The sequence below is a fragment of the Streptomyces sp. ITFR-6 genome, assembly GCF_031844725.1.
Lineage (GTDB): Bacteria > Actinomycetota > Actinomycetes > Streptomycetales > Streptomycetaceae > Streptomyces.
Genome location: NZ_CP134612.1, coordinates 5,046,055 through 5,066,659 on the forward strand (window position 1 = coordinate 5,046,055; position 20,605 = coordinate 5,066,659).

Here is a 20,605-nt window from a genome sequence, read left to right on the forward strand (position 1 = left end):
GGGCCAACCTCAGGTCAGCACTCGTCGGCTGCGACCCACGCCCCGTGCGCAGCTGGGGCAGGGATGCCAGTGCGCTCCTCGGCCCATCGGCATGCCGCATCAACCCTGTCCATAACGTTGAGCGCATAGGCGCAGTCAAGAAGCTCGACTTCGGCGGCCTGCACGGAGAGTTGCTGAGCTGATAGCGCTTTCCGAAGTGATTCGCGGGCTTTCGCGTCACCGTGAAGCAGGAAGTTGCGCCAGGCGTCCAGCTCGTCGAAGAAGTTTCTGTGCGCCTTCGGGAGTCCAATCTCTCCGTCTCGGCCGAGCTTCGCGGCAGCGTGACGGAGAGCGCCCCAGCGCCCTATCCAGGTGCCACTTGGCGCGACGCCAGCTTGAAGAAAGACCCAGTTGACGTAGCCTTCGGCGGCCCCCTGAGCCAGGATCACCGTGGCAATCACAGCATCCCTTTACCGCTGCCTGCGTTCCACTCCTCCTGTGCGGCCGGCCGCCTCTTCCTCGGCTGCCTCTCTAGCGAATCGCTGTGCAGCCAGAGCGCGCGCCTTGGCCTGACGAAACAGGACTTGGCTCCCGTTGTGCCCGTGGGTCGTCATGACGGCAATCATTCCGCTTCGCCGCCAGGGCGGCTACTACCGAGCCCCACCGGCTACTTGCTCTCCTTCAATGCTCGGTAGAGCGTGGCGCGGGACACTCCGAGAGCCTTGGCGACGGCTGTAGCGCTCTCCCCCTTGGCGCGGCGCGCCTTGGCCGCAGCGAGTTTGTCGGCGTCCATGACGACCGGTCGTCCACCCGTACGCCCCTGTGCACGGGCGGCGTCCAGGCCGGCGCGGGTCCGGTCCTTGATCAGGTTGCGCTCGAACTCCGCCATTGCGCCGACCACTTGCAGCATGAGCCGCCCGTCCGGGGTGTTCGGGTCGATGCTCGCCAGCGTTCCCGTCAGCACCCGGAAGCCGACTCCCCGCGCGGCAAGCGCGTCCACCATGTTCACCAGGTCGATCAGCGAGCGGGCGAACCGGTCCAGCTTCCACACGCAGAGGGTGTCTCCGGGGCGGACGTAGTCGAGCACGGCGGCGAGTTCGGGGCGGTCCGTGTTCTTCCCGCTCGCCTTGTCTGTGAAGATCCGGGCGCACTCCGCGTCAATCAGCGCGTCATGCTGCAACTGCGCTTCCTGGTCGTCGGTGGAGACTCGGGCGTAGCCGATGAGGTGTCCCGTGGATGTGCCCATGGCGAGACTGTCTCATAACTCGTCTCAGAACATCAAGGGATTTGGGTAGGTTGTGAGGCGGGTTCTGCTACACGCTTCCGGAGTTCGGGAGGGGGTGGCGGGATCGTCTCAATAACCATCGTTCGATAGACACCTTGCCAACCGTCAAGCACAGCAACTCCCCGCGCAAACAGGCCAATCAGCCATGTGAGAGTTTTCCCTCCCTGCCGCTCTGACAGGAAGCGAGGAGGGGGCACCTCCCTGGGGTCCACGTCCGGCAGTGCGGCAGCGAAGCGGGCGCCCGCGATGACGTGATGACGGATGAGGCCCTTGTTCTGTTTTTCTCTTATTTTTCTACGTGCAATCAAAAAAGTAGGGAGAACCGTCACTCCGTCATCGCTCTGCCGCCGAGAGGGCGCCAAGCCAGTGGCATCCCCAGGGAGCGATCGCGACCCGCCGCCAGGTGTTTTCCCGGCAACGGGCCGTGAACGGCGCTCAGGCAGGCTCAGGCGGCCGCATCTCCCTGCTGCTGGGCCCTCGCGCCCTGCAAGTCGATCGACAGGCGTTCCATTGCGCGGCGCTTCATGTCCGCCGGGCGTTCCCCTCGCTGACCCTTCGCACACTCCAGGCGGGTTCCGGTGTCGAGCAACATGAACCGCCGTTCCCGGGCGTCGCCGATCCTCCAGTAATCGGCGTAGGTCTTCCCTGTGGGGACCAGCTCCGTGCGTTCCTTCTGCACGGGAGTCGCTTCCAGGACCTCGGCGCGGCCCTCCAGTGCGTCCACCTGCTCCTGCCAGATGGCGAGGCCGACACGTGATCGCCGTGATTCGCGAACGGCGTACAGCTCGCGGAGTTCGGTGGTGATCTCCTCAAGTTCGGGGCGGGGGTCGTAACCGGGGTACGTCACCCGTTCCAGTACGGGGAAGCCTCCCCACTCCTTCAGGAACTCCCATTCCGCATACTCCTCCACCCAGTCGGTCTTGATGGCTGCGGGAGCCTCACAGGGAAGTCCTTTGGTACGGGCCCGGCAGACGTAGACCGAGTAGCCGTGTGCGGGAACCCTGTACATGCGGCCCTTGCAAGAGGCGCAGTGCAGAACGCCGAGCAGGAGCGCGCCGGTGTCCTTTCGGGTTCCCGCAGCCCCCTTGGGTCGTTCACCTAGGGCGGCCTTGATCTCCTCGAACCGGTCTCGCGTCAGGATCGGGTCCGAGGTGATGCTCACCGGCAGGCCGTCGCCGTCCCGGACGACGGAGCCCGCGTACGTCTGGTGGCCGAGGAGTGACGGGGACAGCAGCACGCGTTTGACGGTCTGGCCGACCCACTTGCGCCCCTTCGGGTTTCGCCCTTGCCGAACGTCGTTCCAGTCGCGAGGCGTCAGGATGTCTTCGCTGTTCAGATGGAATGCGATCGCGTTCGGGGCGTCACCGTCCAGCAGCATTCGGATCATCGTCTCGATGGCTTCCACGCGCTTCGGATCCTGGGCCAGCGTCCACCCTTCGCCGGCCGGACGCTGCACGGGTGTGTATCCGTAGGGCGGGAGCCCTCCGGAGTACCGCCCCATCGCCCGCAGTGCCGCATTGGCGCTCGTGACGCGCTCCTTGATGGCCTGGCTCTCCATCTGCGCGGCGAACGCCAGCAACGTGATGATCAGTTCGGACATGATCGAGATCATGTCCAGTTCCAGGGAGCTGCCTCCCGGGCCCTCGGCGAAGACCAGGCGCTTGCCGTGGCGCTTCGCCCAGCGTGTCAGGTCGGCCATGTCTCCCATGGAGCGGACGGCGCGGTCGAGCCGCCATTAGATGATCACGTCGAAATCGTCGGGCCTGGCCAGCCAGTCGCCCAGTTCCGGCCGTTCGAACGGAGTCGTCCTGGTGGCGGAGACGTCTAGATCCTCCGCGTAGCCGACGACCTCGGCGCCAAGGCGTCTGGCCTCCGCCTCGCCGGCTTCCCGCTGGCGCTTCGGCGATGTCGATTCGTCTGTCCTGACGCTCAGTCGTACCGCGACGAGTGCCCGCAGCCCCGGGCGGTCGTTGTTCGTATTGATCACGCGAACCCCCCTCTGAAGCAAACTGTGTCTTCATTTCAATGGGCTGGCAGATCGACTACCACGTGGCCACTCCGGGGCTGGCCGCGCGCCGCGAAGGCGTTCGTCGAGCGGGCCGCCACACACGGCGAGCGCTGGAGCGACCACGCGCCCGTGACGGTGGTGTACGGGCAGTAGGGGGGAGCCCTCGTTACTCCGCCGCCCCCGCGTCGCGGCGCAACCGCCGGTCCAGGGCCATGGAAAGTTCCGCGTCGACCACCGCGCGTGCCAGCGGGCGCAGTTGGGGAGGCTCTTCCTGTGTGCTGTGATCACGCAGGGTCGAGACGAAGAGGTCCGCCAGGGCGTCCGCGTGTCCGCGGACCCGGCGGCCCGCGGCGAGGACGGTGGCGAGCGGGACGCCCTCGCGTACGAGTTCGGCGGAGACCTCCAGGAGGCGGCGGCTGATGTGCACGATCTCGTCGCCGTCCGTGCCGAGGTAGCCCAGCTCCATCGCGGCCGCCAGGTTCTCCGGGGTGGACTCGCTCCCGAAGTAGTCCGCGAGCTGCTCGGGGGTGAGCCGGACCGGGGTCTCCTCGGTCGGTTCGCCCAGGCCCAGCACCTCGGCCACATCGCGGCCGCTCTCGAAGGTGCGGGCCAGGTCCGCGATGCCGGTGAGGGTGTGGCCGCGCTCCAGCAGGCCCGTGATCGTGCGCAGCCGGGCGAGGTGGTGGTCGTCGTACCAGGCGATACGGCCCTCGCGGCGCGGTGGTGAGATCAGGCCGCGCTCGCGGTAGAAGCGCAGGGTACGGACGGGGATGCCGGCTTCCTTGGCCAGCTCCTCCATGCGGTATTCGCGGTGCTCGTCTCCGTCAGCCACCCCCGCACCCTACCGGCCGACCCGCTGCGGGGGCCGCTTGTTGTACCGCCGGTAACTTTCCCCTGCCGCACCCCTACCCATCGGTACGGGCCTGCTCTAGTCTCCCAACAGTGCCAGTGATTGCTGGCAGAGTCGTGGGATGTACTCGGGGAGGCTGCAGCATGGCCCAGCACGAACATGTACGAGTGGCGGTGATCGGATCCGGATTCGGGGGCCTCGGGGCCGCTGTCCGGCTCCGCCGCGAAGGCATCACCGATTTCGTGATCCTGGAACGCGCCGGTTCGGTCGGCGGCACCTGGCGCGACAACAGCTATCCGGGCTGCGCCTGCGACGTGCCGTCCCACCTCTACTCGTTCTCGTTCGCCCCCAACCCCGAGTGGCCGCGCACCTTCTCCGGGCAGGAGCACATCCGCGCCTACCTGGAGCACGTCGCGGACACCTTCGGGCTGCGCCCGCACCTCAGGCTGAACCATGAAGTGACGATGATGCGCTGGGACGGCGACGAGCTGCACTGGGTCATCGAGAGCGCGAACGGCACGACTGTCGTGGCCGATGTCGTCGTCTCCGCGACCGGGCCGCTCTCCGACCCGAAGCTGCCCGACATCCCCGGGCTCGCGGACTTCCCCGGCAAGGTCTTCCACTCCGCCCGCTGGGACCACGACGCGGATCTGACCGGCAAGCGCGTCGCGATGATCGGCACCGGCGCCTCCGCCATCCAGATCGTGCCGTCGATCCAGCCGAAGGCCGCGAAGCTCACCCTCTTCCAGCGCACCCCGCCCTGGGTCATGCCGCGCATGGACCGGCAGATCAGCGGCGCAGAGCGCTGGCTGCACCGCACGCTCCCCTTCACCGGCACCGCGCGCCGCGGACTGCTCTGGGGCATACGGGAGTTGCAGGTCACCGCCTTCACCAAGCACCCGGACCAGCTGGGCATGATCGAGCGGATAGCCAAGTCGAACATGGCCCGCTCCATCAAGGACCCGGCCCTGCGCGCCAAGCTGACCCCGTCGTACCGCATCGGCTGCAAGCGCATCCTGCTCTCCAGCGCGTACTACCCGGCGCTCGCCCAGCCCAACGTGGACGTGGTCGCCTCCGGCCTGAGCGAGGTGCGCGGCTCCACGGTCGTCGCCTCGGACGGTACGGAGGCCGAGGTCGACGCGATCGTCCTCGGCACCGGCTTCCACGTGACGGACATGCCGATCGCCGAACGCGTGGTGGGCGCGGAGGGACACACCCTCGCGGAGTCGTGGAAGGGCGGGATGCAGGCGCTGCGCGGCGCGAGCGCGGCCGGCTTCCCCAACTGGATGACGATCATCGGCCCCAACACGGGTCTCGGGAACTCCTCGATGATCCTGATGATCGAGGCCCAGCTGAACTACATGGCCGACTACCTCCGCCAGCTCGACGTCCTCGGCGGAAAGGTCGCCCTCGACGCGCGCCCCTCCGCCGTCGGAACGTGGAACCGCCGCGTCCAGGAACGGATGAGGCGCACCGTCTGGAACACCGGCGGCTGCACCAGCTGGTACCTGGACGCCAACGGCCGCAACACCACCGTCTGGCCCGGCACCACCGCCGAGTTCCGCAGGGCGACCCGGGCGGTCGACATCGCGGAGTACCAGGTCGTCCGCGTACCCGCGCAGCGGAGTACGGAGAAGGCCGTCTCCGAGGAGGTCGCCGGATGAGCCGCCCGCTGCCCGGCCGGAGCACCCGCCCCGTGCCCGCCCGCGAACTCATGGCCGTCTCCGCCGACGGCTCCCGCGTCCACATAGAGGTGCACGGACAGGACGGCGCCCCGGCAGTGGTCCTCTCCCACGGCTGGACCTGCAACACCGGTTTCTGGGATGCCCAGATCCGGGACCTCGCCGTCGACCACCGCGTCATCGCCTACGACCAGCGCGGCCACGGCACTTCGCCCGCGGTCGGCCCCGCCGGATACAGCACGCGGGCACTGGCCGACGACCTCGAAGCGGTGCTCGCCGCCACCCTGGAACCGGGCGAGAAGGCCGTACTGGCCGGCCACTCCATGGGCGGCATGACGATGATGGCCGCCGCCCGCCGGGCCGGGCTCCGCGAGCACGCCGCCGCCATACTGCTGTGCAGCACCGGCAGTTCGCGGCTGATCGCCGAAGCACGGGTCGTGCCGATACGGGCCGGTGCGCTGCGCACTCGGCTGACCCGGGCGATCCTCGGCGCCCGCGCGCCCCTCGGTCCCGTCACTCCGCTGTCCCGCCGCATCCTCAAGTACGCGACCATGGGAGCGGGTTCGGCGCCGGACCGGGTCGACACCTGTGCCCGGATCGTGCACGCCTGCCCCCGCGCCCCCAGGTTCGCCTGGGGTCACGTCCTCGCGGAGCTCGATCTCGAAGAGGGCGTACGGGAGCTGCGGGTGCCCACCGCGGTGATCGCGGGTACGGAGGACCGGCTGACGCCGCCCGCCCACGCCCGCGCCATCGCGGCGGCGCTCCCCGACCCCCTCGGGCTCACCGAGCTGGCGGGCCTGGGGCACATGACTCCGGTGGAGGCACCGGAAGCGGTCACGGCGAAGATCCGGGAACTCGCGACCGGGTATCTCCCGTTGCGCGATACGGCTGGTGTAGAGGGCAAGGAGGAGGTCGTATGAGCGGCAGGCACAGTCTCGAAGGTCAGGTCGTCGTCGTCACGGGCGCGGCGCGCGGTGTGGGCGAGCTGCTGGCCCGCAAGCTCTCGGCGCGCGGCGCGACGCTCGCGCTGGTCGGTCTGGAGCCGGACGAGCTGAAGAAGGTCTCGGAGCGGCTGCACGGCGACAGCGACCACTGGCACGCGGACGTCACCGACCACGAGACGATGTCCCGGGTCGCCCAGGAGGTCAAGGAGCGCTTCGGCAAGATCGACGCCGTCGTCGCCAACGCGGGCGTCGCCTCGGGCGGCCCGTTCGTCGACTCCGACCCGGCCGCCTGGCGCCGGGTCATCGAGGTCAACCTGATCGGCGGCGCGGTCACCTGCCGGGCGTTCCTGCCGATCCTGATGGAGAGCCGGGGCTACTTCCTCCAGATCGCCTCCCTCGCCGCGATGACCCCCGCGCCGATGATGACCGCCTACTGCGCGTCCAAGTCGGGCGTCGAGGCGTTCGCGCACAGCCTGCGCGCGGAGGTCGGCTACCGGGGAGTGCAGGTCGGCGTCGGCTACCTCTCCTGGACCGACACCGACATGGTGCGCGGCGCCGACGAGGACGACGTCATGCGCGAGCTGCGCCAGCGGCTGCCCTGGCCGATGAACCGCACGTACCCGCTGGGCCCCGCGGTCGACCGGATAGTGGCCGGTATCGAGCGCCGCTCGCCCCATGTGTACGCCCAGTGGTGGCTGCGCGGCATGCAGTCGGTACGCGGCTACCTGCCGTCGGTGATCGGTATCGGCGGCCGGCGCGAGATGGCGCGGTACGGCTCCCGGCTGGACGGCGTCAGCAAGGGCCTTGTCGGTGCGGGAGGCGCCGCTGACCAGGCAGAACGCGCGTCGAACACGCAGCGTAAGTGATCGAAATGCGATGTCTGCCCGCTCGTGCAAGTCTGGTCGAGGCCCTTACGGGGCCGTCCCCCACGCACCCCACGAGGAGTGAACAGCATGGGCATCGCGGACCAGTTCAAGGACAAGGCGAAGGATCTCGCCGACCAGGCGCAGAAGAAGGCGAAGGACGGCAAGGGCGACGGGCAGAACCGCTCGCAGGACGCCTCCGGGCGGGTCTCCGACGCCTCTGAGCAGGGCCGCGACAAGGCCCAGGGTGCGGCGGACGACATGCGCGAGAAGTTCGACCGCTGACGACGGCGGTCGAGTCCGAGCGATGAGTGATGTGTGTTGAGGGGCGCGTCCGGGTCACCCGGGCGCGCCCCTCCGCGCGTCACGGGCAGGTGAGCGGCTTCTCGGGGCCGACCGTGACCCCATTCTTATACCGGTATAGTTAGACCGGTATAGTTATTGGACGCACTTGAGAGGTTCCCCGTGATCGAGATCCTGAACTCCGCGCGCCTTGAGCGGGCGAGGGGCACCGGCACCCTGGTCGGAGACATCCTTCACACGCTGAAGCGGCGCAGCGTGGTCGGGACGAACCTGCTGGACATCGACCAGTGGGCCAAGGAGATGATCATCGAGGCCGGTGCGCAGTCCTGCTACGTCGACTACGCGCCCTCCTTCGGACGCGGCCCGTTCGGGCACTACATCTGCACGGCCGTCAACGACGGAGTGCTCCACGGGCTGCCTCACAACTACGCGCTGGCGGACGGGGATCTGCTGACGCTCGACCTCGCCGTGGTCAGGGGCGGGGTCGCCGCGGACGCCGCGATCAGCTTCCTGGTGGGCAAGGCCAGGCCTGCGGAGAGCGTGGCGATGATCGAGGCGACCGAACGCGCACTCGCGGCGGGCATCGCCGCCGCCAAGCCCGGGGCGCGCATCGGTGACCTCTCCCACGCCATCGGCACGGTCCTCGGCAAGGCGGGGTACCCGATCAACACCGAGTTCGGCGGCCACGGCATCGGCTCGACCATGCACCAGGACCCACACGTCGCGAACACCGGACGGCCCGGCCGCGGATACAAGCTGCGTCCCGGACTGCTGCTCGCCCTGGAGCCCTGGGTCATGGCCGACACCGCCACACTCGTCACCGACGCGGACGGCTGGACCCTGCGCAGCGCGACGGGCTGCCGGACCGCGCACAGTGAGCACACCATCGCCATCACCGACAGCGGAGCCGAAATCCTCACCCTGCCGACGGCCTCCTGACGTCGCCAGGCCCTCTCGGCCTCTGGGCGACCGGGTGCTCGTCCGGAACTCTTGGGAGAACCGGTCGTGTCCTGTCGCGCGTCCTGTTCTACGGTGCCTTCAGTCACCGAGGACGGGGGAGGGCCATGGGCCGGGCAGGAACAGCGCTCGCGGAGCGGATCGGCGAGCGCAGGAGCGGTGTTGGTGACCCGCGGGCGTTGGTGGGTGAGATGCGGCGTTCGGTCCTTCTGGTGCCGGTGGCCGATGAGCGGTTGTGGTCGGTGCGGATGGGTGGGGTGCGGTGGATCTGCGGGTTCACCGATGAGACGGCGCTGGCCCGGTTCGCTCTCCACCACGGTCCGGGGGACCAGCCGATTGATTACGCGGCGCTGTTGGGTGCGCGGATCGTGGATGAGATCGTGCCCGCGCTGGGTGAGCCCGCGGGCCTCGCGGTCGATATCGCGACCGAGGACGGGTCGATGTTCTTCCCGCCGGTCTCCGGGATCGTTCCGGACGCGGTCGCCGTCGATAGGGGTGCGGGTGAAGAGGGGGCGGAGCGGTGAGCGGTGACGGGGCGGATCTGCATCTCGACAAGGAGTCGGTCACCAAGTTCACCAAGGGCCTGAACTCGACGATCGATGAGTTGGGTGATCTGGGTGGTGCGACGGGTTCGGTGATGGGGAAGGGTTTCTCGTCGTTGGCGATCACGGGGATGGAAGCCGGTCACCACGGGGTGTCGGTGGACTTCGGGGACTTCTGCGAGCGGTGGGAGTGGGGGGTGCGGGCCCTGGTGCGCGATGCGAGTGGGCTGGCGGACCGGCTCGGGCTGGCGGCGGGTACGCAGTGGGAGAACGACCAGTACATCGCGGGCACCCTCAAGGTCGGTGCGAATGCCGTGTTCGGCGGGAATCCGCATGCGAGTGAGGAGGAGATCGCCAAGCAGGACTGGGGCGACATCTTCACGCCGGACTACCTGGACCCGGACTTCAGCCCGGAGTCGTTCGAGAAGGCCGGCCAGGACATGGGCCAGACCTGGAAGGACACCGGCCGCACCGTCCTCACCGAAGGGTATGGCGGGCGGCAGTCCGACATGTTCAACAGCGCGCTCGGTATCTCCGACGAGCAGTTCAACCAGTCGCTGGACGACACGTTGGGGCCGTCGCCGGAGGAGCGCGCCGAGCAGGCGCGGCAGCAGGGTGAGTCGGGGGACAACTGACCGTGGGTATAGGCGACTTCATCAAGGACATCACGCCCGATTCGGTCGAGGACGTGGTCGAGGACGGTGTCGAGTGGGCCGGTGACCGGGTCGAGGACGTCGGGAACTGGACGGCCGACCGGCTGGACGATGTCGGGTGGGAGTCCGGGGCGGACTGGGTGCGCGAGCAGTCGCGTTCGGTCGCCAACCGGATGGGCGCCGAGGTCGACGAGATGGACCTCGGTCAGACCGAGGACAAAACGAAGCTGATCTACGGCAGTACGGGCAAGCTGGATGCCACCGTCTCCAAGCTTCGTGCGTTCCAGGCGGCCTTCGACAGCACCGGTGACGGACTGAAGGGGCTCGACTCCGGTCAGCTCAAGGGCGAGACGGCCGACGCGCTGCGCACAGCGGTGGGCACCCAGCCCGCCAAGTGGTACGCCGCGGCCGACGCCACCTCCAAGGCGCTGGGCGCACTCGATTCGTTCGCGTCGACGGTGAGCTGGGCGCAGGGTCAGGCGCAGACCGCGATCGACAAGTGGAAGGAGGGCGTCAAGGCCTCGGAGACGGCTGCGGACGCGCACCGTAAGAAGGTCGATGACTACAACAAGGCGGTCGACCGTTACAACGCCAAGCCGTCGGACAAGCGCGACCCCTCCGAGCTGCCGCCCCGGCCCGCCTCGACGTTCACCGATCCGGGCAAGAAGCTGATGCAGGATGCGCAGGACATCCTGGCCGAGGCCCGCACCCAGCGGAACACAGCGGCGCAGACCGCCCGCACCGCGATCAGTGCGGCCCGCGACATGGCACCGAAGAAACCTTCGTACGCGGAGCAGCTCGGTGACGGGTTCGAGGAGCTCCAGGTCATGGGGATGCATCTGGACGGCGGCATCATCAAGGCGACCGCGGGGACGCTGAACTTTGTTCGTGGCCTGAACCCGATGGACCCGTACAACCTGACGCATCCGGCGGAGTACGTGACGTCCCTGAACAGTCTGGCGGCGGGTCTGGTGGTCGCCGCGAACGACCCGACCGGCACGGGCATTCAGATGGCGAAGGACTTCATGAAGGACCCGGCCGAGGGTCTGGGCCGGCTGATCCCCGACATCGCGCTGACCGTGGCGACGGGTGGTGGCGGCGCCGCGGTGAAGGGCGCCCGCGTCGCGGAGGAGGCCGCCGAGGCCGCCCGGCTGCGGAGGCTGGTCGATGACGTGCCGGAGGGCACCCACCGCCGTCCGGACGGGGAGCGTGTCAGCGAGGGCACCGACCCGGTCGATCTGGCGACGGGCCGGATGTATCTCCCGCAGACCGATGTGACGATCCCCGGGATCCTGCCGCTGGTCTTCACCCGCCGTACCGAGTCCGGTCTGGCGATCGGCCGCTTCCTGGGCCCGTCCTGGACGTCCACGGTGGATGAGCGCCTCCAGATCGATGCCATCGGCGTCGTCCACGTCACCGCCGACGGCCTCCTGATCCGCTACCCGCACCCGGTCCCTGGTCTGCCCACCGCATCGGAGTCGGACAAGGCCCGCACCCTGCTGGCCCGCGACGCCAACGGCGACTACACGGTCACCGACCCCGACAGCGGCCTGGTCCTCGACTTCGATGCCCCCCGGGGCAGCGAACCCGGCGGCGACGGTGTGGCGTGGCTGGGCGAGATCAGCGAACGCAACGGCCACACGATCGCCATCGACCGCGACGAGGACGGTGTGCCGCTGGCCCTGGCCCACTCGGCGGGCCACCAGGTCAACCTGTCCACCACGGATGGCCTGGTCACCGCCCTGACCCTGGCCGGTGCGGGCGTGGACGGTGCGGACCTGCCGCTGATGGGCTACGGCTACCGGGACGGCGTCCTGACCACCGTCACCAAGCCGTCCGGCGCCACCACCACCTTCGTCCACGACGACCGCAACCGCGTCACCGCCTGGATCGACTCGAACAACAGCCGCTACGACTACGTCTACGACGACCAGGACCGCGTCATAGCCGAAGGCGGCGAGGCCGGCCACGTCCACATCACCCTCACCTACACCGAACCCGACCCCGAGACGGGCCACCGCACCACCACCCTCACCACCGCCTACGGCCACACCACCCGCCACCTGTTCGGCCCCGGCTGCCGCCCACTGGCCGTCACCGACCCGCTCGGCCACACCACCCGGTTCCGCTACGACCCACGCGGCAACCTCACCACCCGCACCGACCCCCTGGGCCACACCACCGCCTTCGCCTACGACGAAGACGACCGCCTCATCTCCGTAACCCGCCCCGACGGGAGCGAACTGAGCACCGCGCGCGGCCCGTCCGGTCTACCGGTGGAGACCGTCGGGGCGGACGGCACCCGCGTGCTCAACGAGTTCGACGAACGCGGCAACCGCACCTCGGTCACCGACCCAACCGGCGCCACAACCCACTACACCTACGACCGGGGCGGCCGGCTCACCTCGGTCACCGACGCCCTCGGCGCCACCACCCATGTGGTGTGTGACGCGGCGGGCCTGCCCGTCGAGGTGACTGGCCCGACCGGCGCCACCACCCGCATCGAACGGGACGCCCTCGGCCGACCGGTCCGCACCATTGGCCCGGCGGGCGGCACCACACGCCTGGAGTGGCACGCCAACGGCCAGCTCTCCCGCCGCACCAGCCCCGACAGCGCCACCGAGTCATGGACCTACGACGGCGAGGGCAACACCCTCACGCACACCGACCCGAGCGGCGGAGTGACCCGCTTCGAGTACACCCACTTCGACCTGCTGACCGCCCGCACCGGACCCGACGGCGCCCGCTACGAGTTCGAGCACGACAACGAACTACGCCTGACTCGGGTGACCAACCCCCAGGGCCTCGCCTGGAGCTACGAGTACGACCCTGCGAACCGCCGAATATCGGAAACCGACTTCGACGGCCGAACCCTCAGATACCACCTCGATGCCGCAGGGCAACTAATGTCCCGCACCGATGCCCTCGGCGGCGTCCTCACCCTGGAGCACGACCAGCTCGGCCGAATGATCAGGAAGGACACCGGAGGCAGGACGACCACTTACGCCTACGACGCGTCGGGACGCCTCTTGCAGGCATCCGGCCCGGACGGCGACCTGATCCGCCATTACGACCGGCGCGGCCTGCTCAAGACCGAACTCGTCGACGGCCACGCCATCACCTACATGTACGACGCACTCGGCCGCCGGAGTCGACGCATGACCCCGACCGGACATGTCACCACGTACGCCTATGACGTGGCAGGCCGCCTTGATCTGATGTCCGCGAGCGGCCATCAGATCGACTTCACCCATGACTCCGCAGACCGTGAAGTGTCGCGTTCCTATGGCGACACGATGACTCTGTCATGCGTCCGGGACGAAGCCGGCAGGCCGTCCGCCCAGTACCTCACGGCCGGTGGACGGACCCTGAACAGCCGTATGTACGCCTACCGTGCCGATGGTCACCTCACCGCCGTCGTCGATCAGTTGTCCGGCACCCGGTCGTTCGAACTGGACAACGTCGGCCGTGTCACCGCCGTCCACGCCGACCGGTGGACCGAACGCTACGCCTACGACCTCGTCGGCAACCAGACCCAAGTCTCCTGGCCCTCAACGCATCCGGGCCACGAGACGACCGGCCCTCGCACGTACACAGGCACCACGATCACTCGTGCCGGCAACAACCGCTTCGAACATGACCGTCTCGGGCGCGTGGTCCTCAGACAGCAGACCCGCCTGTCCCGCAAGCCACAGACCTGGCGCTACGCATGGGACTCCGAAAGCCGCCTCACCTCGGTCATCACGCCGGACGGCACCCTCTGGAAGTACCGTTACGACCCACTGGGCCGCCGCATCGCCAAACAACTTCTCGCGGACGACGGTGAGACGGTTCTGGAGGAAACCCGTTTCACCTGGGACGGCATGGTTCTTTGCGAACAGACGACCGTCTCCCATGACCTGCCGCATATCGTCGCACTCACCTGGGATCATCGCGGCTCGACCCCCCTCACCCAGACCGACCGCATCCTTTGCCGCGACGCGGGCCAGCGGGAGATCGACCGCCGCTTCTTCGCCATCGTCACGGACCTGGTCGGCACCCCGACCGAACTGGTCGCCGAGAACGGAGACATCGCTTGGCACACCCGATCCACCCTCTGGGGCACTACCGCCTGGAGCCGGAGTAGCACTGCCTATACGCCCCTCCGCTTTCCCGGCCAGTACCATGACCCCGAAACCGGCCTCCATTACAACCTCTTTCGGCACTACGACCCCACAACGGCCCGCTATCTCACCCCGGATCCGCTCGGTCTCGCTCCCGCACCCAACCCGGCCACGTACGTCCATAATCCGCACACCTGGACGGACCCACTTGGCCTTTCTCCGTGCGAGGGGAAGGGGCGAAACGCGGAGGTCGATCCCAGAAAGCTCGATTACCTGTTCAACAAGAACATCAAAGCGAACTCCCACAACTCACCCAGGGCACTCCAGAACGAACTGCAACTCAATCGGATCGGACTACCAGACACTCCGGAGATGCGGCAATATGTCACCGATCACCTGTCCCAGGCTGCCGAACAGTCGTTCGGGCGTACATTCCATAAGGAGTGGGACGGTGGGAGCGGTGATTTCGGCGTGACCGAATCTGTCCTCTACGGCCCGCACGGAGCGCTTGGCGTCGAAAGTACCTGGCAGATTCTGCCGGACGGCGTACATAGACTCTCCACGGTCGTCTTCCGCGGCAGCGGCCCAAATGTCAGTATTCACGGCAGCCTGAAGCACTGGCCGCCGTACAGTGGAAAGTGAAGGCGGGCGTGTACCGAGAGTTCCTCACCCCAGACGACGAAGACGTCTACGAGGCCATCGGCGAATGGCCGGATTCGGACGAAAGTGGCGCACGGATTCTCACTCTACAGGATAATTCAGGACAATCCATCACTTTCTCCTACGATGCGCTGGCGAGGTCGGTGAGGATCCACTGGGTGAACGATCAGGGCGTCGAGATGCTGGATTTCTTCCGCGAAAGCGCAACGCGCCTTTCCTTCACCTCAGGGAAATCGGCCAAACATATTTCCGTCGATTTCCATATGGGTGAGTGCGCAGGGACAACGGAGATTCAGCTCTCACCCCGCCTTTCGGTACGCGACCGCCTCCTGTTTCAATAAGAATTCCAACAGAAATAGCTTTCCCTTCATTGAAGCGGCATTGGCTCACGGAATTCGTCATCGCCCTGGGAGGTGAGAGCCACGCGGTGGCTCCCGACGCCACTCCAGTGACACGGAGGCTCCGCAGCCGCTCGCCACGAGCAGGCATTAGTCTCGGGCCTTCATATGGCTGGGTGTCCGATGAGTGATGAGAACGCGAAGAGTGCTCCTGACGGTACCTATTCATGTGTCCTTCATGTGTCCGCATCGAGGACGCTGGTCTCCCAGGCCGGAGGGGTGTGGACGAGACGTGTCGCGATGCTGCTGGCCGAGCCGGCCGTGTTCGGGCCGGTAGCCTCCGACACGGAAAGGGTGGGGCGTGAGGGGTTCCTCGCGGACACCTTAGGTAGCGAGCACTGGCTGTAGGGCATGCCTGGCGTCTTCCGGTTCGCGCTGGACGGCCGACAACTGGTCGGTGCCGAGTTCCGTTTGCCCGAGGGCTCCGCCCGCGTCCCCACGACGCCTGCGGCAGATCCGGGCGGGCTTCGCGCGGACGATGTCCGGGACTTCCGACACGGTATGTGCACGGTGCTCTGCCGTTCCCCTGAGGATGCCGCCCTGACGTGCCTGCGTGACCTCGACGTCCTCGACGAGCCGCTGGGTGCCCGCATCGGCATCGCACCCGACGTGGCGCTTCTGGTCCAGCACGGCGCCGTCGTCGGGTGGAGCCTCACGGATCCGGCACGGTACCTGACCAACCCGTTCGCCGTGCCCGACACCGCCCCGCCGGCCATCGCCACTCGTCGGCTGCTCCCCGAGTGCCTGGACCTGATCACCCAGCCGGTGATCTACGACGTGGAGGACTCCGACCCGGCCGCCCTGACCAGGCTCCGGGCGGCCGACGACGCTCTGCGTAACCAGCCCGAGGGCCGCTGCCGGGCCGGCGTCCGCCACACGCTCATCGCGCAACTCGTCGAGGGCTACGCGACATGATCGCGAGCCGGTCGGTGGTCCGCCGGGGGCGCTCAGGACGCCTTGACGGACTTGATGAAGGGCGCCCAGGCAGTCGCGTGCATGATCAGCGTGGGGCCGTCGGGGCGCTTGGAGTCGCGTACGGGGACGAGCCCGGGGACTCCGTCGGCAACTTCGAGGCAGTCGCCGCCGGAGGTGTTGCTGTAGGTGCTCTTACGCCAGCGGGCGAAGTCCTGTGCCACTTCGAGGCAGTTGCCGCCGGATGAGTTGCTGTAGCTGCTCCTACGCCAGGTGGCGGCGGTCAAGTCTTGCTGGCTGAGCGCCATTTCGATAGTCCTCTGCCGCTTCCTGGATCATGGCTAGGGACGCGTCCGGCGGCGAGGCGGCGGCCCTCAAGAGATCGTACGACCTCCGATACTGCTTCACGAGGCCCGGATCGTCGACGGTATTTCCGTGGTGCTGGCCCTCCATGTAGACCAGCGGGGGAGCGTCCGTGAAGTCCAGAACCATGGCGTTGCTCAGCATGAGCGGGTGCGGCCCCGCGTTCCACGGAATGATCTGCGTAAGGATTCGGCCCCGCTTAATGAGAGAGGCGATGTGGTCGAGTTGCTCAGCCATGTGCTGCGAAGACACGATCGGTTGCCGTAACAGAGTCTCCGGCAGAATCGCCCAGTACTGCGGTGTCCGGTGGCTCGTTTCGAAGATCTGTGCCCGCGCCAGCCGCGCGTTGACCTTCTCGTCGACCTCCTCCGTGAGCTCAGGCATGCGCTCGGCGCAGATCACGGCCCTGGCGTACGGTGCCGTCTGGAGCAGTCCCGGGAAGACACCCGGTGACCACTCCTCGATGGTCTCCGCGTGCTTCTCCGCCTCCAGCACGCGCTCGAAGTAGTCCGCGTGACCCTTGCGCCTCGCCTTCCGGACGTCGTCACACCGTCGTTCGAAGAACCCGTCCGTCCGCAGCACCTGGTCCACGTGGCGCGCCAGCTCCACCGGCATGCGCCGATGCCCGTGTTCGATCTCGCTCAGGTACGTGATGCCGAAGAAGGAGCCGTCGACCAGCTTCTCCAGCGTCAGGCCCGCTTCCTCCCGCTTGAAGCGGAGCTCGTTCCCGTAGAACTGCGGGACTCCCGCCGAGCCGTCGATTTCCTTGCGTGTGGCCACCGTTGACTGCCTTTCGCGCTGCGCTCCGTGGAGCGGTATCGCCCTCCACGGTAGAGGCCCGCGCGGCAGTGTGTGAGGCGTTCGTCACAGTAAGCAACGAAGGTGTACGTCTGCGGCTTACTCGTCCGCCTTGTTCGCCCTGTCGAGGCGCCACCCGACCATCCCCGTGGCTCCCTTCATCCCGGCACCGTCGATCTTGGTCGTGCCCCCTGGCCCCGTGAGGAGCTGTCGCCACACGGCTCCGTCGCACGCGAGGGTTCGGTGGAGGGGCTTCTTCAGGGCTACGGAAAGGCGGACATGCCCCTTTCCCTCGCAGGTCACCGTCAACTGGTATGAGTGCCCTCGCTCCAGGTCGGGCCGTGAGTGGAAGCCGTCGCCGACATGTTCGAGGCCGGCCTCGACGAAGAGTCCGTCGCTGTCGTTGACCTCGGCTGTGCCGAGGGTCTGCTGGACCTGTGCACCCAGCTTGTGGTCGTTGTGGTCGGACGCGCCTGAGGGGTCTTGGTGGCGACTTGGGCTGCTGGTCGGGGCGGTCGGCCCGTCGGAGTCGCTGGTGCATCCGGTCAGCAGGGTTACGGCCAACGCGACCGCACCGGCTGTGGTGGTCAATGTCGGCAATGCTTTCTTTCGCACGCAGTTCCCCCTATGGATGACGCCCGGACGGCTGGGCCGGGCTGCAAATCTTTGCAGCTGTCACGTCGGGATTGAGGGAATCGCCGTGACTCTGAGGAAAGCTTGAGGGTGGAACTGAGGCTTCCGCAGCGGTCGGCCTCCTGCGTGCGTTGATGACCGGCTTTCGCGCTGCGCTCTGTGGAGCGGGAAACCCTTCCACGGCACAGGTCCGTGCGGCAGCGTGTGGCGTGTTCGTCACAGTCAGCAACGAAAGGTGTACGCCTCCTCATGGACGAGATCAGGGACGACTCACCCACGTACGACATCGTCAAGGACATCGACGCACTGCGCGCCGCGCTCGCCGCGCACGGGATCACGCTGCCGTCGCTCGGCGTCGATCCGCTGACGCTGGCCGGGTGGTCGAAGCATCCGCCGCTGGTCGCGCTCGGCAACTGCAACGTGGTGACCGCACGGCGGCCAGCCGAGGCGCTGTGCGTGGGGGCCGGGGGATGACGGCGCTGCCGTTCACGGTGGAACTGCTCGCCGTGCCGGAGGCCGTACCGGAGATGCGGCGCATGCTGCGGTGGCGGTTGGGGGAGGTGGACGTGCCCGATCTGCTGCTCTGCGTCAGTGAGTTGCTGACCAATGTGATCGTGCACGTGGGGGTGGGGGCGCCGGTCACGTTGCGTATCAGCGGCACGGGAGCGGGGCGGGTACGGGTCGAGCTGAGTGATCCGGCGCCGGGGGTGTGGCCGGCGATACGGTTCGCGGCGGGCGATGCGGAGACCGGGCGCGGGCTGCTGCTGTTGGACGCGTTCGTGCTGCGGTGGGGCGTGGAGCAGGGGCCGTACGTGAAGACGGTGTGGTGCGAGCTGCGGGCGTCCGGCGTCGGGCGGGGGTCGACGTCGGGCGCCCGTGCCTCCAGAGACGGTGACAGGGGCCGCGAGGGTCAGTCGGACCGGGTGGCGGTCCGGTGATCCGTGGGTGGCCAGACGGTCAGCTGTGCCCCGTCGCAACTGACCGTCCGGCCCGGATACATGGCCTGGACGGCGGCCCGGTCCAGGCCGTCGATGTCGCCGCGCAGGATGACCGCGCCCGGCTGGTGGGAGACCCACACCGTGCCGACCGGCCACACCGCGATCGTGTTCCCGCACCGGGTCACGTGCCGCCAGGGGTACGCCCGGCGCAGCGCCGTCAGCGCGTCGTCCCCCCGGCCCTCCGCGTAGTCCCCTTCCAGGTAGACGAGCGTGTGGTGGCGGCTCGCCCGGACCGTGCCGTCGGGCCACGGCCGGTCGTAGGGGCGGGTGCCTAACGCGTCGGCGTCGTGGTGCCCGAACGGAAGGTGTTCCGGAGCGCGAACGTACTCATGTGAATCGGACACCGAGCAATCCCCCAAGTCCCTTGTCACCTAGCGAGGTTGCTGAGCCCGCCAAGGCTTTGCGTGAGAGAATCTATTGGATTGCTTACGCGAATTGCAAGCGATATGGGTGGCCGTTCGGGACGCCTGTGGCGGCGAGCCCCCAGCGGCGCCGGACCCGTGCGGCGGCAACGCCGGCCGTCGGCGGTCGGACCTGATGTCGGCAGGTGGGAGCGCCCGTATGCTGGCCGTGTACCGCCTGTCTGGCTCATGCGTGAGGGGCAGGCGGCCGAGGAGGTGAAAGGGAATGAGTGTCGCCGTCGACCACACCGGGCCCTGGACCGTCGCCGACGTCCTGGCGCTGCCCGAGGACCGCACGAACCGTTACGAACTGCTGGGGGAATCGCTCGTGATGTCCCCCGCCCCCGGCATCCGCCACCAGCGCGCGTCGCTCCGGCTCGCCATGATTCTGCATGCGGCGGCCGTGGCCGCCGAGGCGCCGGTCGAGGTCCTGGAAGCCGTCAATGTCGTCCTGCCCTCCGGTCTTGTCATTCCCGACATCGTGGTGACCGACGCCGGTGCGACCGCTGAGGACGGCGTCAGTGTCGACGCGGACGGTGTCCAGCTCGTCGTCGAGCTCGTCTCCCCCGGCAACCGCATGGTGGACCGCAAGTTCAAGCCCATGCTCTACGCCGAGGCCGCCATCCCGCACTTCTGGCGCCTGGAGTTCGATCCGGCACCCATGCTCGTCGTCTACGAGCTGGAAGGCGGCCGGTACGTGGAGCGAACGACCGCGCTCGCCGGGGCGACCACGTCCCTGGACGAGCCGTTCCCCGTGACGATCGACCCTGCTGGCCTCTCCCGCCAGTAGGCGCCCCCTGTCGCGGCGGCACGGTCCCGAAGCTCGGATCCGCCCGCTTACCGCGGCGGCAAAGGAGGCCGTCTCGGGTCCGGGGCCCTCTCGTACGTCGCCTCGTACGTCGCCTCGTACGTCGCCGAGGGATTGGCGGCCAGTAGGTCCAGGCCCATCCAGACCGCGTCGTCCAGCGCCGTGTGGCGGCCTTCCGTCCAGTCCGGCGGGTGCGCAGGGGCCTCCGCATCGGGGGAGGCGCCTGGTTCTCCACCGTCCAGCCGTAGGCGTCAAACCATGCGGCGTTCAACTCTTTGAGGCGCTTCTCACGGGGTGCGCGCTGCATGTGACATGGGTGTCCTCCCTCTCGGGCATGGGTCGGCTCTGTCAAGGTGGGGCTCAAGTATTCGCCCCCTTCGAATTGGGCTGCCGGTGGTACTCCACGAACTGCCTGGCTGCCCCACTCATCGACATATGACAGCTGTTGAGGTGGGGTCAGGTTCT

22 protein-coding genes and 3 pseudogenes are annotated in these 20,605 nt (G+C 68.0%); 14 read left to right on the forward strand and 11 right to left on the reverse strand.

Features of this window, described 5'->3' with window-relative positions:
* Positions 1 to 14: 14 nt before the first annotated feature.
* The 5 genes and pseudogenes from RLT59_RS22985 to RLT59_RS23005 form a co-directional block, all read right to left on the reverse strand.
* Complete coding sequence (locus RLT59_RS22985; RefSeq protein WP_311305136.1) at positions 15 to 440, reverse strand: hypothetical protein; 426 nt, start codon at positions 438 to 440, stop codon at positions 15 to 17.
* Between the two features lie 206 nt (positions 441 to 646).
* The gene (locus RLT59_RS22990; RefSeq protein WP_311305137.1) at positions 647 to 1,225 is read right to left on the reverse strand and encodes a recombinase family protein; all 579 of its coding nucleotides are present in this window, start codon (positions 1,223 to 1,225) and stop codon (positions 647 to 649) included.
* 484 nt (positions 1,226 to 1,709) lie between these two features.
* Positions 1,710 to 2,765 carry a recombinase family protein gene (locus RLT59_RS22995; RefSeq protein WP_311307823.1) on the reverse strand — a complete coding sequence of 352 codons (1,056 nt, stop codon included), beginning with the start codon at positions 2,763 to 2,765 and terminating at the stop codon, positions 1,710 to 1,712.
* Positions 2,766 to 2,987: pseudogene (locus tag RLT59_RS23000) on the reverse strand (recombinase family protein); the annotation flags it as partial. It lies immediately after the preceding gene.
* A 12-nt stretch (positions 2,988 to 2,999) separates the two neighbouring features.
* Complete coding sequence (locus RLT59_RS23005) at positions 3,000 to 3,251, reverse strand: recombinase family protein (protein ID WP_311305138.1); 252 nt, start codon at positions 3,249 to 3,251, stop codon at positions 3,000 to 3,002.
* A 41-nt stretch (positions 3,252 to 3,292) separates the two neighbouring features.
* Between RLT59_RS23005 and RLT59_RS23010 the strand changes: the two are divergent.
* Positions 3,293 to 3,425: pseudogene (locus tag RLT59_RS23010) on the forward strand (exodeoxyribonuclease III); the annotation flags it as partial.
* Positions 3,426 to 3,438: 13 nt separating this feature from the next.
* Here RLT59_RS23010 and RLT59_RS23015 read toward each other — a convergent pair.
* Complete coding sequence (locus RLT59_RS23015) at positions 3,439 to 4,071, reverse strand: MerR family transcriptional regulator (RefSeq protein WP_311307824.1); 633 nt, start codon at positions 4,069 to 4,071, stop codon at positions 3,439 to 3,441.
* A 194-nt stretch (positions 4,072 to 4,265) separates the two neighbouring features.
* Here RLT59_RS23015 and RLT59_RS23020 point away from each other — a divergent pair, with 194 nt between their 5' ends.
* From RLT59_RS23020 to RLT59_RS23065, 10 genes are all read left to right on the forward strand, one after another.
* Entirely contained in the window at positions 4,266 to 5,786 is a 1,521-nt protein-coding gene (locus RLT59_RS23020; RefSeq protein ID WP_311305139.1) for a flavin-containing monooxygenase, read from the forward strand.
* Positions 5,783 to 6,724, forward strand: coding sequence for an alpha/beta fold hydrolase (locus RLT59_RS23025; RefSeq protein WP_311305140.1), 942 nt, complete (start codon positions 5,783 to 5,785; stop codon positions 6,722 to 6,724). The genes RLT59_RS23020 and RLT59_RS23025 overlap by 4 nt, the downstream gene beginning before the upstream one ends.
* Positions 6,721 to 7,614, forward strand: a complete 894-nt coding sequence (locus RLT59_RS23030) for an SDR family oxidoreductase (RefSeq protein WP_311305141.1) — start codon at positions 6,721 to 6,723, stop codon at positions 7,612 to 7,614. The genes RLT59_RS23025 and RLT59_RS23030 overlap by 4 nt, the downstream gene beginning before the upstream one ends.
* 87 nt (positions 7,615 to 7,701) lie before the next feature.
* Positions 7,702 to 7,896: a hypothetical protein gene (locus RLT59_RS23035; protein ID WP_311305142.1), complete on the forward strand. Its 195-nt coding sequence runs from the start codon at positions 7,702 to 7,704 to the stop codon at positions 7,894 to 7,896.
* 180 nt (positions 7,897 to 8,076) lie between these two features.
* The gene (map, locus tag RLT59_RS23040; RefSeq protein WP_311305143.1) at positions 8,077 to 8,853 is read left to right on the forward strand and encodes a type I methionyl aminopeptidase; all 777 of its coding nucleotides are present in this window, start codon (positions 8,077 to 8,079) and stop codon (positions 8,851 to 8,853) included.
* Between the two features lie 125 nt (positions 8,854 to 8,978).
* Complete coding sequence (locus RLT59_RS23045) at positions 8,979 to 9,395, forward strand: SseB family protein (RefSeq protein WP_311305144.1); 417 nt, start codon at positions 8,979 to 8,981, stop codon at positions 9,393 to 9,395.
* Positions 9,392 to 10,048, forward strand: a complete 657-nt coding sequence (locus RLT59_RS23050) for a hypothetical protein (protein ID WP_311305145.1) — start codon at positions 9,392 to 9,394, stop codon at positions 10,046 to 10,048. The genes RLT59_RS23045 and RLT59_RS23050 overlap by 4 nt, the downstream gene beginning before the upstream one ends.
* A 2-nt stretch (positions 10,049 to 10,050) precedes the next feature.
* Entirely contained in the window at positions 10,051 to 14,811 is a 4,761-nt protein-coding gene (locus RLT59_RS23055) for a putative T7SS-secreted protein (protein ID WP_311305146.1), read from the forward strand.
* Between the two features lie 8 nt (positions 14,812 to 14,819).
* Positions 14,820 to 15,170, forward strand: coding sequence for a hypothetical protein (locus RLT59_RS23060; RefSeq protein ID WP_311305147.1), 351 nt, complete (start codon positions 14,820 to 14,822; stop codon positions 15,168 to 15,170).
* Between the two features lie 408 nt (positions 15,171 to 15,578).
* Complete coding sequence (locus RLT59_RS23065; RefSeq protein WP_311305148.1) at positions 15,579 to 16,142, forward strand: hypothetical protein; 564 nt, start codon at positions 15,579 to 15,581, stop codon at positions 16,140 to 16,142.
* A 32-nt stretch (positions 16,143 to 16,174) separates the two neighbouring features.
* On the opposite strand, the gene RLT59_RS23070 is transcribed toward RLT59_RS23065, so the two are convergent.
* From RLT59_RS23070 to RLT59_RS23080, 3 genes are all read right to left on the reverse strand, one after another.
* On the reverse strand, positions 16,175 to 16,447 hold the full coding sequence (locus tag RLT59_RS23070; RefSeq protein WP_311305149.1) for a DUF397 domain-containing protein: 273 nt from the start codon (positions 16,445 to 16,447) through the stop codon (positions 16,175 to 16,177).
* Positions 16,404 to 17,282, reverse strand: a complete 879-nt coding sequence (locus tag RLT59_RS23075; RefSeq protein WP_311305150.1) for a helix-turn-helix domain-containing protein — start codon at positions 17,280 to 17,282, stop codon at positions 16,404 to 16,406. Before RLT59_RS23075 ends, RLT59_RS23070 begins: the two co-directional genes overlap by 44 nt.
* A 117-nt stretch (positions 17,283 to 17,399) precedes the next feature.
* The gene (locus RLT59_RS23080) at positions 17,400 to 17,891 is read right to left on the reverse strand and encodes a DUF6023 family protein (RefSeq protein WP_311305151.1); all 492 of its coding nucleotides are present in this window, start codon (positions 17,889 to 17,891) and stop codon (positions 17,400 to 17,402) included.
* 291 nt (positions 17,892 to 18,182) lie between these two features.
* On the opposite strand from RLT59_RS23080, the gene RLT59_RS23085 reads away from it, so the two are divergent.
* Positions 18,183 to 18,407 carry a hypothetical protein gene (locus RLT59_RS23085; RefSeq protein WP_311305152.1) on the forward strand — a complete coding sequence of 75 codons (225 nt, stop codon included), beginning with the start codon at positions 18,183 to 18,185 and terminating at the stop codon, positions 18,405 to 18,407.
* The gene (locus RLT59_RS23090) at positions 18,404 to 18,871 is read left to right on the forward strand and encodes an ATP-binding protein (protein ID WP_311305153.1); all 468 of its coding nucleotides are present in this window, start codon (positions 18,404 to 18,406) and stop codon (positions 18,869 to 18,871) included. The genes RLT59_RS23085 and RLT59_RS23090 overlap by 4 nt, the downstream gene beginning before the upstream one ends.
* Here the strand turns inward: RLT59_RS23090 and RLT59_RS23095 are convergent.
* Positions 18,844 to 19,275 (reverse strand): hypothetical protein, encoded by a 432-nt coding sequence (locus tag RLT59_RS23095; RefSeq protein WP_311305154.1) that lies wholly within the window; start codon positions 19,273 to 19,275, stop codon positions 18,844 to 18,846. The genes RLT59_RS23090 and RLT59_RS23095 overlap by 28 nt on opposite strands.
* A gap of 283 nt (positions 19,276 to 19,558) precedes the next feature.
* On the opposite strand from RLT59_RS23095, the gene RLT59_RS23100 reads away from it, so the two are divergent.
* Positions 19,559 to 20,122: a Uma2 family endonuclease gene (locus RLT59_RS23100; protein WP_311305155.1), complete on the forward strand. Its 564-nt coding sequence runs from the start codon at positions 19,559 to 19,561 to the stop codon at positions 20,120 to 20,122.
* Between the two features lie 47 nt (positions 20,123 to 20,169).
* Here RLT59_RS23100 and RLT59_RS39420 read toward each other — a convergent pair.
* Positions 20,170 to 20,411 (reverse strand): annotated as a pseudogene (locus RLT59_RS39420) (hypothetical protein); the annotation flags it as partial.
* Between the last annotated feature and the right edge of the window lie 194 nt (positions 20,412 to 20,605).